Below are 15,241 nucleotides of genomic sequence, written 5' to 3' on the forward strand. Positions count from 1 at the left end.
ACCTCACTTTAATTTTTCTAAAAGTTCGCTCGCTTCTTCTTTTGCCTGTTTATCCGTTTCTAATAATAAAGGGTGGGGAGGTTCTTTCAACACCAATTCATATTCTTTTATTGCCAACTCTTTTTTTCCCCACTTCTCATATAATTTCCCCATCTCAAGATGTATATTTGGATAATTTGGTAAAATTTCTAAAGCCTTTAACAAATATTCTTCGGATTTTTTGTAATTACACAATGGCCATGGTACATCTCTATATCTCATTCCCATTGCTAATAAAGAAAGCGCTTTGTAAAATTTATCATCTGTTAATTCAATTGCTTTTTTTGTATATTTATCAAAATCCCCCAACATAAATAGACTCTTTACTATTCCTTTGTACTGTGCAAGTCTACCAATTATTGCTCCAGCAACGTAATACGCTCTACCATTTTCAGGTTCTTTTTCTATTGCTTTTTTTGCATACTCCAAAGCTTTTTCATACAACGCTTCTTTATCTTCGTCTTCACCAGCTCCCCATAAAGCATATTCCATTAGAGATTCAGCAAATAAAAGATAATTATCCGTATTCTCCAATTGACTAATTAAAACCTTTATAAGTTCTACATCTTGATTCTTCCGCGCCTCAATAAAATTATCTTCAACATTTGCCAAAAGAAATATAGACAAAATCAAACAGAATAATACCCCAAGCTTCCTCATAATATCCCCCTATCCTCAACTGTCTCACTAAATTATATCACACAAGTTTTTAAAAACCTTACTTACCATCTTTGAAATTTTTTCATCATATTCTATATCATTAACTACTTCCTTTACTTTTCTAATTACTATAGTTTCTACATGTTTTTTTAACCTTCTTTTCTTTCTATTTTCAAGTTCCCCATTATTAGTATAATCATCTAATATTGTATTTATCTCTTCATATAACTTTTTTACCCCTTTACCAGATGTAGCTACAGTTTCAATAATCTTTTTTTGAAAATTAGAGAATGAAAGAGTATGTTCAAGCTGAATTTTTAAGGATGCTGCTCCATCCAAATCTGCCTTGTTTATTACATACACATCTCCTATTTCCATTATTCCCGCTTTTAACAACTGTATCTCATCACCTGTACCTGGTGACAAGACCAAAACCACAACATCAGATACATTTACAATATCTATTTCGCTCTGCCCTGCCCCAACTGTTTCTACAATAATATAATCAAATCCATATGCATCCATTAATTTGATAACATCAAATATACCCTCATTGAGTCCACCTAAGCTATTTCCACTTCCCATACTTCTTATATAAACCCCTGGATCAAGGAAATGGTTCTTCATACGTACTCTATCACCTAGAAACGCTCCACCTGTAAACGGACTTGTTGGATCTACAGCTATAACCCCTACTGTTTTATTACTCTTTCTCATCTCAGTTATAAGCGAGTTAACCAGAGAACTTTTTCCCGCTCCTGGACTCCCCGTTATACCTATCACTTTAGAATTATTTGTCCATAAATCATCAATAAACGAATTTTCTAAGTTATTCTCCACATAAGTGATTAATCTTGCAAGCGCTTTTTGATCTTTTTCCTTTAATCTTGTCAGAAGTTCTTTCAACTTTTTACCCCCGTAAACATTTCTCTAATCTTTTCAACAATTGTATTTAAAGGAGTCCCAGGACCAAATACCTCTTTAATTCCCATTTTTTTAAGCTCAACTACATCATCAGCAGGAATTATACCACCCACAAAAACAGGTACATTGAAATTATTTTCTTCCATTAAGTTGAGAATTTTCCTGCATATGCTCATATGCGCGCCAGATAAAATAGAAAGGCCAATTATATCCACATCTTCTTGTATAGCGGCACTAATTATTTGTTCAGGTGTTTGCCTTAGACCTGTGTAAATCACTTCCATTCCCGCATCTCTCAAAGCTTTTGCAACCACTTTAGCCCCTCTATCATGCCCATCAAGTCCTGGTTTTGCAATAAGTACTCTTATTTTCTTTTCCATTTTACCCCTCCTATTCAAGCTCAATTAGGGCTTGTCCAGTATCTACATTATCTCCTTCTTTTACTAAAATATTTTTCACTTTGCCACTTGTTTCAGAAATTATTTCATTTTCCATTTTCATTGCTTCCAAAACAACGACTTTATCACCCGGATTAACATTTTGCCCTTGTGATACCAATACCTTTAAGACGATTCCAGACATAGGTGCATTAATAGCTTTTGTACCGGCACTAGCAGGTTTAGGTTGAATATCTTGCACCTTTTCTTCTGCTTTAGCTGGAGCAGCTGTTTCAACCTTTATCTCGTTTTTAACTTGTGTTTCAGTTGTTGTAGTATTTGGTTGTAAATCCTCAACTTCTACAATATATTCTTTCCCATTTACTCTAACTCTGAATTTCCTGACCATCCTTTTACACCTCTCCATCCAGTTTTTTTCCATACCACCCAATTTCTCTTTTCCTTCTTTTTATATATCTTTTTAATAGAAACAGGTCCAAGTATAGCATATATAGCGGCCATAACAGCAGCTATCTCAGCTTCATCAGCACCAACTTCTTCTTGAGGTTCTATCTTTTTAGGTAATTTTACAGCTGCTTTCTTTGAAAAAAAACCAAATAGTAAAAAGACAAAATACAAAACGGTAAAAACCAAAAAAACCGTGATTAAACCTATAAGCATTATTGTAAGCATTTATTTCACCTCATAATGGTATATTTCCATGTTTTTTCTTCGGTCTTGGCTCTACTTTCGTTTTTCCATATTCTATCGACTTTGCAATCCATTTTCTTGTATTCTTTGGATCAATCACTGCATCTACATAACCTCTTGATGCAGCAACATATGGATTAGAAAATGCATTTTTGTATTCTTCTATTTTTTTTGCTCTGGTTTCCTCAGGGTTATCAGATGACTCTATTTCTTTCTTGAATATTATGTTAGCTGCACCCTCAGGTCCCATAACTGCAATCTCTGCCGTTGGCCAGGCTGCAACAAAATCCGCTCCGAGATGTTTGCTACCCATGGCAATGTATGCGCCACCATAGGCTTTTCTTAATATCACAGTGATTTTCAAAGTAGTTGCTTCACTGTATGCATATAGCATTTTTGCCCCGTGCCTAATAATACCTCCATGTTCTTGTTTGGTTCCAGGAAGATATCCAGGTGTATCTACAAATGTAACAATGGGTAGGTTAAATGCATCTAAAAATCTAATAAACCTTGCTGCTTTGTCAGAAGAATCAATATCTAAAACTCCTGCAAAAACATTTGGTTGATTTGCAATTATACCAACGGGATGTCCATTTATTCTAGCAAAACCTACAACAATATTTTTCGCAAAATGTTCGTGGACTTCAAGAAATTCCCCATTATCAACTATTTTTCTTATCACATCTTTTACATCATATCCTTTTTTAGAATTAGGAGATACAATGTTTAGTATTGAATCATCAATTTCAAGATTACCTCCGCCCAAAACCTCAGGCTCTTCCATATTATTTTGAGGTAAATACGATAGTAAATTTTTTATTAAACCTATTGCTTCTTCGTCATTTTTAGCAATAAAGTGGGCGTTCCCACTTTTTGAATTGTGTATAAAAGCGCCTCCTAAATCTTCCTTTGAAATCTCCTCACCAGTAACTGCTTTAATAACATTAGGTCCTGTAATAAACATTTGAGCTGTTTGGTCCACCATGATGACAAAATCTGTTATTGCCGGCGAATACACCGCTCCACCAGCACAAGGTCCAGCAATTAAAGTTATTTGTGGAATAACTCCGGAAGCTAAAGTGTTTCTAAAGAAGATCTCACCATAACCATATAATGAATCAACACCTTCCTGTATCCTTGCTCCCCCAGAATCGTTTATACCAATAATAGGAATTCCAAGTTTTAAAGCTAAATCCATTAATTTTACTATTTTTTTTGCATGCATTTCGCCTAAAGAACCGCCCATTACTGTAAAATCCTGGGAAAATACAGCAACAGGTCTTCCATTAATCTTTCCGATACCAGTTACTACTCCATCTGCGGGTAGCTCTTTTTTATCAAGACCAAATTGTGTATTTCTATGTTTTACAAATTTATCAATTTCTTCAAACGTACCTTCATCAAACAATAGAGCTATTCTTTCTCTTGCAGTTAACTTTCCCCTTTTGTGTTGCTTTTCAATTTGGGATTCTCCTCCACCTTTTTCTATGTTTTCTTCCATTTCTTTTAACTTTTTGATCAACTCTTCCATTTTCACTCCTCCTTTTAATGTTCTCCTTCTACCAATTCAAGTAAAACTCCACCAGTTGTTTTGGGATGCAAAAAAAGCACTCTCGTATTTCCCGCACCCTTTTTAGGAGTTTCAGACAAAGGGGTAAATCCCATACTTTTTGCAAGTTCAACCGCCGAATCAATACCTTTAACGTTTATCGCAATGTGATGAATACCTTCCCCTTTCTTTTCCAAAAACTTAGAAATTTCTGAATTTTCACTAATAGGTTCCAACAATTCAAATCTTGTTTCACCTATCTTTACGAAATAAACTCTTAATCCCCTTTCTGGTAGTTCCTCTATATTCGATATTTCAAGCCCTAAAAAATCCTGGTATAACTTTAATCTTTCCGACGCATCTTTAACTGCAATTCCAATATGATCTATTTTGTTTGTTTCCAAATTAATCACCTCCGCCTAAATTCTAACATTAGGATTTTACATTATCAAATATCAAAATTATTGATTAAATCCAGCCAAGTATTTTCATAGTCCTTTTGGTAAAGGATTTTAACGCTTTTTTCTCAACATCTGTTCCACTGTACAATTCTTTGAATTCTTCTGGAGAAAGTTGTGTAAGTTTTACTTTGTTTTTCGCTATTGCTGTCTCCATATATGGCTCTCTCAAAAGAGCTTCAATACCTATTATCTCATTTTGCATCAAAACTTCCTCAAATTCTTCGTATATAACTTTAACTTCCCCAGACTTAATTATGTAAACAAAGCCTGACTCTTGACCTTTTTCAAATATAGTTTCGCCATCGTTTATTTCAACTGTTTTCATTTTGTTTCACCTCAACATATTTCGATAATTCCGAATAAAATATCCACATAATATTTCCCTCCTCTTTGTATACTAAAGCAAGTAAGTTGAGGGCATTGTGGCAAGCCTCTAAATTATCAGAATAATGTAAAAGTAATTTCTTACAAAGAAGTTTTGTAATATATCTATCTCCAATTGTCGAATACACTTTCTTAGCTGTATCTAAAATTAATTCAGCACCTATTTTCGAATTTGGAAATTTTTTTATGAAATTTTTTATATAATTTACCTTAGTAAGTAATTTTGACTCATCGATATTTTCAATTAAGTGCATTGCCGCTTCCTCATCATCAGGAAGTTCCCCAACACTTAATGACAGCAGTGTTTCCATGTGATTAATCACATTATCAAGATCTTCATCTTCAATTAGAAAATCTTCAAGTGAAAAAGAGTTATTATTTATTTTTGTTTTTCTTAAAAAAACAAGTCTTGAAAGTATATTTTCAAATTCATCGGTTAAACTAACCTCTTCTATTTCAGATTCTTCAATAGCCGAAACATCCCCCGTCAAAGGAATCTCAAGCAAATACTCCGGAAGGGCTACAAAATCACCTGGTTCTAACATTACAGGTCCTGATTTTTTCATTTCCCTTACTTTTCCACTTTTTATCTTATAAAGTTTTCGTGGAACTTCGTTAACGGTAAAAATTATTCCTTGGATTTTCAAAATTCTCACCTCTTAACCTTTAACCTTTTTTTCCCTTTCTTTTCTGCTGTTCTTCTCTCTTTTCTGTTAACAAGACTAAATTCATCGTGTTGTACGTATAACTTTTCAAGTTCCTTTTTAGATTCTTTTTCCGCTTCATCTGTTATTTTTCTTATGTTTAAGGTATACACAATAGATTGTTCATATATTCTTGCCATCATTTCATCAAACATTCTAAATGTTTCCTTTTTAAACTCGATTATTGGATCCTTTTGGCCATATGCTCTAAGGCTTACTGCTTCTTTCACATGTTCAACTTCTTCAAGATATTGTCTCCAATTTTCATCCAAAACTCTAAGAGCAATGTATTTTCCTATTTTTGAAAAATCTTCACCTAATTCTTCTTTCTTCTTATTATATCTCTTTAATATAATATCTTTTAAATATTTTTTTGTTTCTTCTCTTGTATCCGGTAATTTTTCGTCTATATTCAAAATTTTCAACGATTCGTTTATCTTCTGAGTATCACACACTTCTTTTTCACAAAATTCTTCCAATATCCTCTCTATGAAATCCTCCATTGCATCATAAAAGTGCTCGTCTAGATTTCCAGAAAGTAAATATTCTCTATAGCTGTAAATAGCTTTTCTTTGAGCATCTAATACTGTATCCATTTGTAATAAATTCTTTCTAATTGCAAAGTTTATACTTTCCACTTTCTTCTGAACCCTTTCAATGAGCTTTGTGAGCATTGGATGATAAATAGGTTCTCCTTTTTCAATTTTAACCAAATTCATTATTTTTTCGAGCTTTTCTCCACCAAAAATCCTAATTATATCATCCTCAAGAGAAAGAAAGAATATAGATTCTCCTGGATCACCCTGTCTACCCGCTCTTCCCCTAAGTTGATTATCTATCCTTCTACTTTCATGCCTTTCTGTACCTATTATTAACAACCCGCCAAGCTCTTTAACACCCGGCCCCAATTTTATATCAGTACCTCTACCTGCCATATTCGTTGCTATAGTTACAGCTCCCCTTTGTCCAGCTCGTGCAACAATTTCCGCTTCTTTTTCATGATACTTTGCATTAAGAACGTTATGCGGTATATTTTCCTTTTTTAACATTTGACTTAATCTTTCACTTTTCTCAATAGATGTTGTTCCAACTAACACCGGTTGACCTTTCTCATGCCTTTTTTTTATTTCACTTACTACTGCCTGGAATTTCTCCTCTTCTGTTCTATATATTAAATCATCCCTATCTTTTCTAATCATAGGTTTATGAGTAGGAATTACAACTACTTCCATTCCATATATTTGTTTAAACTCTTCTTCCTCAGTCTTTGCCGTCCCAGTCATTCCCGCCAATTTTTTATACATTCTAAAATAGTTTTGATAGGTTATAGTTGCATATGTTAAAGATTCTTCTTTTATTGGCACACCTTCTTTTGCTTCTATTGCCTGATGGAGGCCTCCGCTGTACCTTCTACCAGGTAACAATCTCCCAGTAAACTCGTCAACTATAATAACTTCTCCATTGTTGACAATGTAGTCAACATCCTTTTTAAATAAATGATGAGCTTTAAGTGCATTTAAAAGAAAATACATTTTATTCACATGTTCTGGATCGTAAAGATTCTCTATGTTCAGCAATTTTTCAACATACTCTATCCCTTCATCTGTTAAAACAACTGTCTTTTTCTTCTCATCCACTGTAAAATGGACATCTTTTTTCAATCTCTTTGCAACTTGGTTGAACCTTCTGTAATCTGATGCTTTAGTCTTAGAAGGCCCACTTATTACTAATGGTGTTCGAGCTTCATCAATAAGTATACTATCTACTTCATCGACAATCGCAAAAAAATGGCCTCTTTGAACACGAGAATCCAAATTAATCACTAGGTTATCTCTTAAATAATCGAATCCAAATTCTGTATTTGTCCCGTATGTAATATCGCATTCGTATGCTTCTTTTCTAGTAATTTCTTTTAATTCTACATCAAAACAATCTGTATTTACCTTTTTATCATCAGGCAAAAATTCTTCAGCAAAACCTTCTGGCCATACACTTAGATTTTCTCTAATTGCCTTCTCGAAAAGTTCTTTATTTTTCCAGACAACTTCATAAGATTTGTTTTGGGTATTTATAACAGCTACTCTAAGTCCCAAAGCAAGATAAATAGGCCCCATCCACATAGCATCTCTTTTAGCAAGATAATCATTTACTGTAACAAGATGCACACCTTTTTTAAGCAACGCATTTAAAACAATTGGCATTGTAGCTACTAGTGTTTTTCCTTCACCAGTTTTCATTTCTGCTACCTTTCCCTCATGTAACACCATACCACCAATAAGTTGCACATCAAATGGTCTTAATCCTATTGTTCTTTTTGCAATCTCTCTAACAATTGCAAAAACATCTACAAGGTAATCATCTATGTTTTCCCCTGTTATATTGTTTTTAATCTTTTCCATATTTAATATAAGTTCACTAAATGGCACATTAGATAAGTTAATTTCATTTATCTTTTTTACCCTTTTCCAGTACCTTTTTAAAACTCTCTCATTCTTGTCGAATAATTTCATAAAATTCCTCCTTTTTTAAAAAACAATATCTTCTATCTCATCAATCCATTCACCTAAGTCTATGTTTTCAAAGTTTTTTAACTTCTTTTTAAGATCAAAAAATACCTCTCTAAACAACCGTTCCTTATTTCCCGAAAATATTTCAAGCGAACATTCAAGTAATGCAGCAAAATAATCTGCAGTTCTTACTATTTGACCTGTATGATTTGAAAAAGGGTCTGAAACGATATTTTCAAACTTTTTTAGATAAGATATTTTTGGGTTTTCCTTTATCCATTCGTTGAACATTTCTTTTTCAACCTTTGACACTAAAGCATCAAGTTCAGGTGTCTTTTTCTTTGTTGGGGTTATAACATCACCTGTAAATGCCTCAGGCAAATCATGAAGAAGAGCCCGTTTTATTATCTCTTCAATTTCTTCTTTCCTCATTTTTAGCTGTAAAGAAATAATATATGCAATGGTTACAACAATAAAAGAGTGCCCTGCCACAGTAGTTTTAATATTTCTATACATTCTATTCCATCTTATCATGGAAACCATGTTTAATACGATAGAAAAGATTATCTTTGGAATATCTTTTACTTCATCAAAATCTTTTGAAAAATTATCCAATTTTTCCTTAAGCTCCTTTATTGGCTTTTCAAAATCAAAAACTTTTCCATTTACCTTTGCCTCGAAAAGACTTGTAATTACATCAGCATATTTATCAATATTATCAAATTTATGCATAATTAAACCTTCTATAGAACTTCTTCCAGTTATTTTATATAATTCTTGAAAAGCTTTTTGTCTAACTTTTTCCCAAACATCTGGTGATAACCTTTCAACTCTTTCTTTTAGCTCAAGAGAAATATCTGATAAAACTAATTTCGGTAAAACCCTGCTTAATCTCCATTTCAATGAAGATTCTATATCCATATGATAATATTCCCTCAAAGCAAAAGATATTAACAAAGAAGAAAAAGCATTATCCGCTTCTGAAAACTTCACAATTGATGGCTTGTTATTCCATCTTTGAATGGTAAACAAATTTCCAAGCATGAGTATTAATTTGCCATATCCCAAAATTTCCCCTCCTTCATATGTATTTTAACATATATAAATTAATCTAAACATTTTGTTTTAAAAACAAAATATTGTAAAATACATATAGGGGAGGTGAAAAAATGACAGTAAACGAATTATTAGGCGTTGCATTAAAAATCGAAGGAGCGGGTTATTCATATTATACAAAACTTGCTAACATTTCTACTGGAAAACTTAAAGAGCTCTTCGTCGAGCTTGCAAATGAAGAAAGGGAACATGCAAAAATTTTTGAGGAAATACTCAAATCTTTCGAAGAAAACCAAACCTTATCTTTAAACGAAGAAGAGATCGGTTATTTAAAAGCCTTTGCGGATGACATTATATTCCCAAAACTAAGCATTAAAGTACCTCAAAGTGTAAAAGAGGCTTTAAAATTGGCAATAGAAGTGGAAAAAGATTCTATAATATTCTACACAGATATAAAAGCACTTATACCAAATAAAGAAGCATTTGAAAAGATCATAGAAGAAGAAAAAAAACACATGAAAAAACTAACATTAAAATTGAACGAAAGCGATACATTTGATATGTTTAGCGAAGGAAGCAAAATTTAAATAATTACAAGCGGCACGAATAACTCTTCATAACTCAGTGAACCATGCATTCCTTCCAATTTTTGTTCTCCACCAGTATACATGTAAGTAAAAGAGTAATTTTCTTTGCATAAAAGCACATAATCTCCTATTCTATGCTTCGTCTCATGATGCATCTTTCCTTTTCCAAAATATCCTTCTTCAAGAGCCTCTATAGAAGGAATTATCTCAAACCTTCCTCCATAATTTTCCTCCATATAATCTAAAAAATCTTTCTTTTTGTTTTTTTGAACGTAAAAATACATCATCCTCATTTCTCCAGTGGGAGGTATTCTCAAAAATTTCATAAGTTCATTTCCCAAAAAAACGTTTTTCTCTCTAGGAGTAGTTACCATTCCGTGGTCTGCTAGCAAAAATACTCTAGTTTTTTTGTCAACATTTAACTTTTTAAACCAATCTAGTAGATATCTTGCTTCATATTCATATGAATCACTATCCGGACCTTTTTTGTGCCCTATTCCATCTAAAATTCCGTAATACACAAACAAAATACCTTTAAAATCCTTTTTTAAAAGTTTTTCTAAATTAGAAAACATATCAAGCATAGAATAATAACCAAAAACATTTGCATCTTTTTGGGTAAAATAAGAAAGACCCGAATTTGTAATATTCTGCGCAGTTAATATACCTGCAAATACTCCTTCTTTTTTCAAAAGTTGAAAAACATTCGGAAGATGCTTTAAAGACTTTTTTACAATTGTCGAAAAACTATTTTCTCCCATTCCCGGAAAAACTAAAATCTATCATGTTAACCAACGTTCCAATCTCTCTTAGAAATTGTATATACCCCAAAACCCCATGCTCTTGTGGGGTAAGACCCGTCATAATACTAGTAATAGCTGCAGCCGTTGTAGTAGGAAATATACTACTTAACTTTGTATAATCTTCAAAACCTACTTTAAGCTCTTCAAACTTTTTGTATCCCAAACTATCCAAAATAAATACAACTATTTTTTCTTTACTATCAAGGTATGGTAAAAGAAACTCTTTCATTTCTATAAATTCATGGTTGGGTGACACACCAAAATGTTTCAACAATACATTAACAAACGAAACTATGCTTTTTTCATATTCTGGTTTTAATAAATTTCCCATTTTTTCCCTCCATATAAAATTAATCCCCGGTTATATTTTACAATAACCGGGGATTAATTTCTATCCTTTTACTGAACCCTTTGTAAGTCCACCAACCAAGTATTTTTGCATCGAAAGGAATAAAATTACCATTGGAAGCATACCTACAAGCGCTGCAGCAGAGAAAAGGCCCCACTCAGTTTCAAACGGACCCGTGGAAAACGTCCAAAGTCCTACTGCATATGTATATTTTTCCACATCCTGGAGTATTATCTTTGCAAGTACAAATTCATTAAATGTACCCATAAAGGTTAAGATAACCACAACTGCTAATATAGGTGATGCAAGCGGAAGAACAATTCTCCAAAACGTTTGCCACCTTGTTGCTCCATCGATCATAGCTGCTTCCTCAAGAGAACTTGGAATTGTATCGTAAAAACCCTTTATCAAATACATGTTAAAAGCAATATTACCCAAGTAAACAAAAATTAAACCTCCCAATGTATTTAATCCAAGCCAAGGTATATACCTTCCCATGAAACTTAAAAAACCATAAAGTGCAATCATATACATAATCGCAGGAAACATCTGTATTAGTAATAAAGACATAATACCATATTTTCTTCCCCTAAACCTCATTCTACTAAATGGATATGCCGCAAGTGCATTTACAAACGTTGTGATTACAGATACAAGGCCAGCAACTACTACACTGTTGAGTATCCATCTCCAAAGATAATGCCTTTGTTTTTGTTTCCAAATTTGATCAAACCTAAACAATCTTTTATCTATTTCCTTAAAGTTCTTATCCAAATCATCAAACGGAAAAATATCCATCAAGTCAGCAGCCGCCTTTGAAGCTATACTCATGCTTGAAGCAATTTCTGCTGGATATTTTGACTGAACCTCTGTAAAGAGCTGTGATAACACCAAAATTCTAATTTTTACACCATTTTTTGCAGAATAAATTGCATTTTTTCCTGTTAATTCTATACTTTCAACATATTTATCGAATTTTTCCAAAAATTCTTTTACATCTTTGCTATATTTTTCATATCTTTTAATTAAATCTCTATAATCATCTATCCACTCTAATTTTCTAAGATCTTTTCTCATACCACTTTTAACTTCTTCATTGGAAATATAGGTTAAAAAGCTATTTACACTCCTTCTTAAAGATTTAAGTGATATGTATAACCTATTTATATCCCTTGGAAGTTTATATTTTGAAACCTTTTCTATAAATTTATCAACATCTTTAAAGAAATCTTCCGTTAAAATATATGCCTTTGCATCTAAAAGCTTTTGCTCCTTTAAATTAAGTTCATTTCTTTTAACTTCCAATTCTTTCTTTTCACTTTCTAATCTATTGGAAATTAGAAGTAAGCTGTTTGATGATTTCAGATATTTTTTCTCTACCTCCTGAAAATTCCTTAAAACATTTTCCGCCTCATTAAGTTGCTTAAACGATTTTAAATTAAATTGATTAATTATCGAAATAAAATCACCATAACTTGCAAGGTTCTTTTTGTCATATTTTTCCCAAAGTTTTTTTACTTTAGACGCATTAGTCATCAACTCATCAACTAAACTCTTTATTTCTTTATTTATCTGCAACTCAGAAATTTTCTCAATTATTTCATATATCTTCAAATATTGTTCAAATTCACCATTTTCCATAACAAGTGCATTTATTCCCACAGATGGTTTTTCCAAAATTTCATATGCCGCTTTTAACGTTTTGTTAAAACTTTTAACTTGAGGTATAATTGAATTTTTGATTATTGTACTTAACCTTCTGTACTCAATCTGATATATATCCATATCCTTTTTTATACTCCTCAAACTTGTTTCTAACTCTTTTATCAACTTTTCCTTTATTTTTATTTCCATCTTTACATTTTGAAATTCTCTTTCCCACTCTTCCCTGTATTTTGAAACATCTATTCCCTCAAATTCCTTTTCTTTCCCAAGGGAAAGTATAGCAAACGAAAGGTCTTTTTCTGATGTTTTCTTTACTTTTACTTTTTCCTTTATACCTTTTGAAACATTCAAAATTGTTTCTATAATCTCATTTGATTTTTCTTTAACATAAGATTGTATCATACTAAAATGTTCATCTGTAAGTTTTATTAAACTTTTAGATTCTTCTGAATAATTCTTCAATTCCTGAATATCTCTTCTAAATTTTTCAACAAGGTATTCTACTGGTTTCTCATCATAAGGTCGAGAATTAGTAGTAATAGCCTCAATATCACTTAAAAGTCTTAAGACATTATCTTCTGGAAATAAAAGATCTTTATAATTTTGCAAACTCATTCTTGAAGAAAAAAGTTTCGAAGAAAATGCCGCGTTATCTCTTCTTAAAGAAGTTGATACAACCCAAACAACGGGAAATAATATGGCTACTATTAAAATTACCAAAATCAAATGTGTTAACCAATTGCTTTTTTTCACAACCATTATCTATTCACCTCTTCAAATGAACCTGAAATCTTGAAATTTACAAAACTAATTCCAGCAACTATAAAGAATATTAAAATGGATATAGCACTAGCAAATCCAAAATCTTGTCCTCTTCCCGCTTCAAACGCCAACTTATACGTATACGAAATCAAAATATCAGTTGCACCTGCTGGTGTACTTGTATTTGGAATGGCAGGACCACCAGAAGTTAAAAGATAAATATTAACAAAGTTGTTAAAATTAAACGCAAAACTACCTACAAGTAATGGAGCAACTGTCGTCATCAAAAGTGGGAATGTAATCTTCCAAAATCTTTTTGACCTTGATGCTCCATCTATAGATGCAGCCTCATAAAGTTCATCTGGAATACTTTGTAAAGCACCTAAACTTACTGTCATCATATATGGAAACCCAAGCCAGGTATTAACAATTAAAACTGCAACCTTTGCCCAAAAAGGATTTGTCATCCACTTAATGGATTCTCTATTTAATAAACTATTTACAACAAACCTATTTAACACACCATATGTTTCGTTAAAAAAACCGTTTTTCCATATGAGAACAGAAATAAAAGCAGGGATTGCCCAAGGAACAATAAGTAATGTCCTATACAACGCTCTTCCCTTTAAAGTATTGTTGTTTAATACAAGAGCAAACGCAAGTCCAATTGCAAATGTAAATAGCACACTAAGTGCAGCATAAGTAAAATTCCAAAGAAATATTTTTGTAAATGGACCTGAAATAGTGGGATCGGTAAATATCTTCGTAAAGTTTTTTCCACCTACGTATGATATATAACCTAAAATTGGGACTTTTTCACCTTTTTCGTCAAAATCGTAAAAAGTACCATCCTCTTCCAAAAGTGGTTTGTTCGTTAAATCATTAACTAAAGTTGTTTTAACAACCGTTTTTCCGTTTTCAATAACCTCAGAAAGCGCCATTCTGTAAAGATGTTTAATTTGAACCAATTTTAAAGTACCATCATTACTAAACCTTAAAGATAACCTTTCTTTTCTACTATTAACAATTTCAACTTTACTTAGAATCGGGAAAGCAATTTTTGATTTAAAAAATACTTCGTTGATAGCTGTTTCTTTATCAAAAGGCGAATAAAAATAGTTATAAGTTTTATTTTCATCAACAATAGCTATTATCTTTCCGTTTTCTTCCATTACATCGAATTTTTCAAGTGGAATCAATTCAGCCTCACCCAAAATTATATTTCCCGCCTGCATCCTTATAGGCTTTATATTTCCAACAACATATTTTTCTTCACCTTCACCATAAACTAACACTTTAAAATCATCAGTTGGCTCTATTCCTTCATATCTTACAAAAATTTCATACACGTAATTTTTGCTTTTATCGGGTACATAAGTATACACAGGATCTGTTAAAAGCCTATCGATAACTTCTTGACGTGTCATTATGTGACCAGTTCCGTAATTTGTAAAGGCAGTCTTAATGGTAAAAGCAATGGGATATAATACCAAAATAAAAAGTAGAACAACAGCAGGTATCATATACCTGTAAGGATATGCCCCTTTGTTAAAAATAAAATAGTCAATTAAAAATACTAAAACAAAAAATGTGATGGCTAATTCATAAAATCCTCTAGAAAATAAAAATAATGCTCCCCATATAGAAAAAGCATTAAATAAAGCTAAAAAAACATAACCTACAAACTTCCAAAACTTTATCAT

16 protein-coding genes are annotated in these 15,241 nt (G+C 32.2%); 1 reads left to right on the forward strand and 15 read right to left on the reverse strand.

From position 1 onward, the window contains the following. Positions 1–3 precede the first annotated feature (3 nt). The 11 genes from TMEL_RS03015 to TMEL_RS03065 form a co-directional block, all read right to left on the reverse strand. Positions 4–699 carry a tetratricopeptide repeat protein gene (locus TMEL_RS03015; protein WP_012056808.1) on the reverse strand — a complete coding sequence of 232 codons (696 nt, stop codon included), beginning with the start codon at positions 697–699 and terminating at the stop codon, positions 4–6. 27 nt (positions 700–726) lie between these two features. Further along, positions 727–1,605 (reverse strand): methylmalonyl Co-A mutase-associated GTPase MeaB, encoded by an 879-nt coding sequence (meaB, locus tag TMEL_RS03020; RefSeq protein ID WP_012056809.1) that lies wholly within the window; start codon positions 1,603–1,605, stop codon positions 727–729. Further along, positions 1,602–2,003 carry a cobalamin B12-binding domain-containing protein gene (locus TMEL_RS03025; RefSeq protein WP_012056810.1) on the reverse strand — a complete coding sequence of 134 codons (402 nt, stop codon included), beginning with the start codon at positions 2,001–2,003 and terminating at the stop codon, positions 1,602–1,604. Before TMEL_RS03025 ends, meaB begins: the two co-directional genes overlap by 4 nt. A gap of 10 nt (positions 2,004–2,013) precedes the next feature. Further along, entirely contained in the window at positions 2,014–2,409 is a 396-nt protein-coding gene (locus TMEL_RS03030) for a biotin/lipoyl-containing protein (protein ID WP_012056811.1), read from the reverse strand. Then, positions 2,382–2,693: an OadG family protein gene (locus TMEL_RS03035; RefSeq protein ID WP_012056812.1), complete on the reverse strand. Its 312-nt coding sequence runs from the start codon at positions 2,691–2,693 to the stop codon at positions 2,382–2,384. The genes TMEL_RS03030 and TMEL_RS03035 overlap by 28 nt, the downstream gene beginning before the upstream one ends. 10 nt (positions 2,694–2,703) lie before the next feature. Further along, positions 2,704–4,242: an acyl-CoA carboxylase subunit beta gene (locus TMEL_RS03040; protein ID WP_012056813.1), complete on the reverse strand. Its 1,539-nt coding sequence runs from the start codon at positions 4,240–4,242 to the stop codon at positions 2,704–2,706. 14 nt (positions 4,243–4,256) lie between these two features. After that, entirely contained in the window at positions 4,257–4,664 is a 408-nt protein-coding gene (gene mce / locus TMEL_RS03045; protein ID WP_012056814.1) for a methylmalonyl-CoA epimerase, read from the reverse strand. A gap of 64 nt (positions 4,665–4,728) precedes the next feature. Continuing rightward, positions 4,729–5,046, reverse strand: coding sequence for a cyclic nucleotide-binding domain-containing protein (locus tag TMEL_RS03050; RefSeq protein WP_012056815.1), 318 nt, complete (start codon positions 5,044–5,046; stop codon positions 4,729–4,731). After that, positions 5,033–5,752 carry a hypothetical protein gene (locus tag TMEL_RS03055; protein ID WP_012056816.1) on the reverse strand — a complete coding sequence of 240 codons (720 nt, stop codon included), beginning with the start codon at positions 5,750–5,752 and terminating at the stop codon, positions 5,033–5,035. The genes TMEL_RS03050 and TMEL_RS03055 overlap by 14 nt, the downstream gene beginning before the upstream one ends. Before the next feature lie 5 nt (positions 5,753–5,757). After that, positions 5,758–8,319, reverse strand: a complete 2,562-nt coding sequence (gene secA, locus TMEL_RS03060; RefSeq protein WP_012056817.1) for a preprotein translocase subunit SecA — start codon at positions 8,317–8,319, stop codon at positions 5,758–5,760. 15 nt (positions 8,320–8,334) lie between these two features. Continuing rightward, entirely contained in the window at positions 8,335–9,384 is a 1,050-nt protein-coding gene (locus tag TMEL_RS03065; RefSeq protein WP_012056818.1) for a YfbR-like 5'-deoxynucleotidase, read from the reverse strand. 101 nt (positions 9,385–9,485) lie between these two features. On the opposite strand from TMEL_RS03065, the gene TMEL_RS03070 reads away from it, so the two are divergent. Next, the gene (locus TMEL_RS03070; RefSeq protein WP_012056819.1) at positions 9,486–9,959 is read left to right on the forward strand and encodes a ferritin-like domain-containing protein; all 474 of its coding nucleotides are present in this window, start codon (positions 9,486–9,488) and stop codon (positions 9,957–9,959) included. Here TMEL_RS03070 and TMEL_RS03075 read toward each other — a convergent pair. From TMEL_RS03075 to TMEL_RS03090, 4 genes are read right to left on the reverse strand one after another with little or no spacing between them, the layout of a single operon-like run. Continuing rightward, positions 9,956–10,720, reverse strand: coding sequence for an alkaline phosphatase family protein (locus TMEL_RS03075; protein ID WP_012056820.1), 765 nt, complete (start codon positions 10,718–10,720; stop codon positions 9,956–9,958). The genes TMEL_RS03070 and TMEL_RS03075 overlap by 4 nt on opposite strands. Then, positions 10,707–11,093: an alkaline phosphatase family protein gene (locus tag TMEL_RS03080; RefSeq protein WP_012056821.1), complete on the reverse strand. Its 387-nt coding sequence runs from the start codon at positions 11,091–11,093 to the stop codon at positions 10,707–10,709. The genes TMEL_RS03075 and TMEL_RS03080 overlap by 14 nt, the downstream gene beginning before the upstream one ends. Before the next feature lie 60 nt (positions 11,094–11,153). Next, entirely contained in the window at positions 11,154–13,535 is a 2,382-nt protein-coding gene (locus tag TMEL_RS03085; RefSeq protein ID WP_012056822.1) for an ABC transporter permease subunit, read from the reverse strand. After that, complete coding sequence (locus TMEL_RS03090) at positions 13,535–15,241, reverse strand: ABC transporter permease subunit (RefSeq protein WP_012056823.1); 1,707 nt, start codon at positions 15,239–15,241, stop codon at positions 13,535–13,537. The genes TMEL_RS03085 and TMEL_RS03090 overlap by 1 nt, the downstream gene beginning before the upstream one ends.

Origin of the sequence: Thermosipho melanesiensis BI429 (assembly GCF_000016905.1) — a bacterium.
GTDB lineage: Bacteria > Thermotogota > Thermotogae > Thermotogales > Fervidobacteriaceae > Thermosipho > Thermosipho melanesiensis.

Excerpts from the sequence above, each read along its gene's own strand:
- TMEL_RS03015 (WP_012056808.1), bottom strand. The coding sequence starts at position 699 with ATGAGGAAGCTTGGGGTATTATTCTGTTTGATTTTGTCTATATTTCTT.
- TMEL_RS03025 (WP_012056810.1), bottom strand. The coding sequence starts at position 2,003 with ATGGAAAAGAAAATAAGAGTACTTATTGCAAAACCAGGACTTGATGGG.
- TMEL_RS03030 (WP_012056811.1), bottom strand. The coding sequence starts at position 2,409 with ATGGTCAGGAAATTCAGAGTTAGAGTAAATGGGAAAGAATATATTGTA.
- TMEL_RS03035 (WP_012056812.1), bottom strand. The coding sequence starts at position 2,693 with ATGCTTACAATAATGCTTATAGGTTTAATCACGGTTTTTTTGGTTTTT.
- TMEL_RS03040 (WP_012056813.1), bottom strand. The coding sequence starts at position 4,242 with ATGGAAGAGTTGATCAAAAAGTTAAAAGAAATGGAAGAAAACATAGAA.
- TMEL_RS03050 (WP_012056815.1), bottom strand. The coding sequence starts at position 5,046 with ATGAAAACAGTTGAAATAAACGATGGCGAAACTATATTTGAAAAAGGT.
- secA (WP_012056817.1), bottom strand. The coding sequence starts at position 8,319 with ATGAAATTATTCGACAAGAATGAGAGAGTTTTAAAAAGGTACTGGAAA.
- TMEL_RS03070 (WP_012056819.1), top strand. The coding sequence starts at position 9,486 with ATGACAGTAAACGAATTATTAGGCGTTGCATTAAAAATCGAAGGAGCG.
- TMEL_RS03075 (WP_012056820.1), bottom strand. The coding sequence starts at position 10,720 with ATGGGAGAAAATAGTTTTTCGACAATTGTAAAAAAGTCTTTAAAGCAT.
- TMEL_RS03080 (WP_012056821.1), bottom strand. The coding sequence starts at position 11,093 with ATGGGAAATTTATTAAAACCAGAATATGAAAAAAGCATAGTTTCGTTT.
- TMEL_RS03085 (WP_012056822.1), bottom strand. The coding sequence starts at position 13,535 with ATGGTTGTGAAAAAAAGCAATTGGTTAACACATTTGATTTTGGTAATT.
- TMEL_RS03090 (WP_012056823.1), bottom strand. The coding sequence starts at position 15,241 with ATGATAAAGTTTTGGAAGTTTGTAGGTTATGTTTTTTTAGCTTTATTT.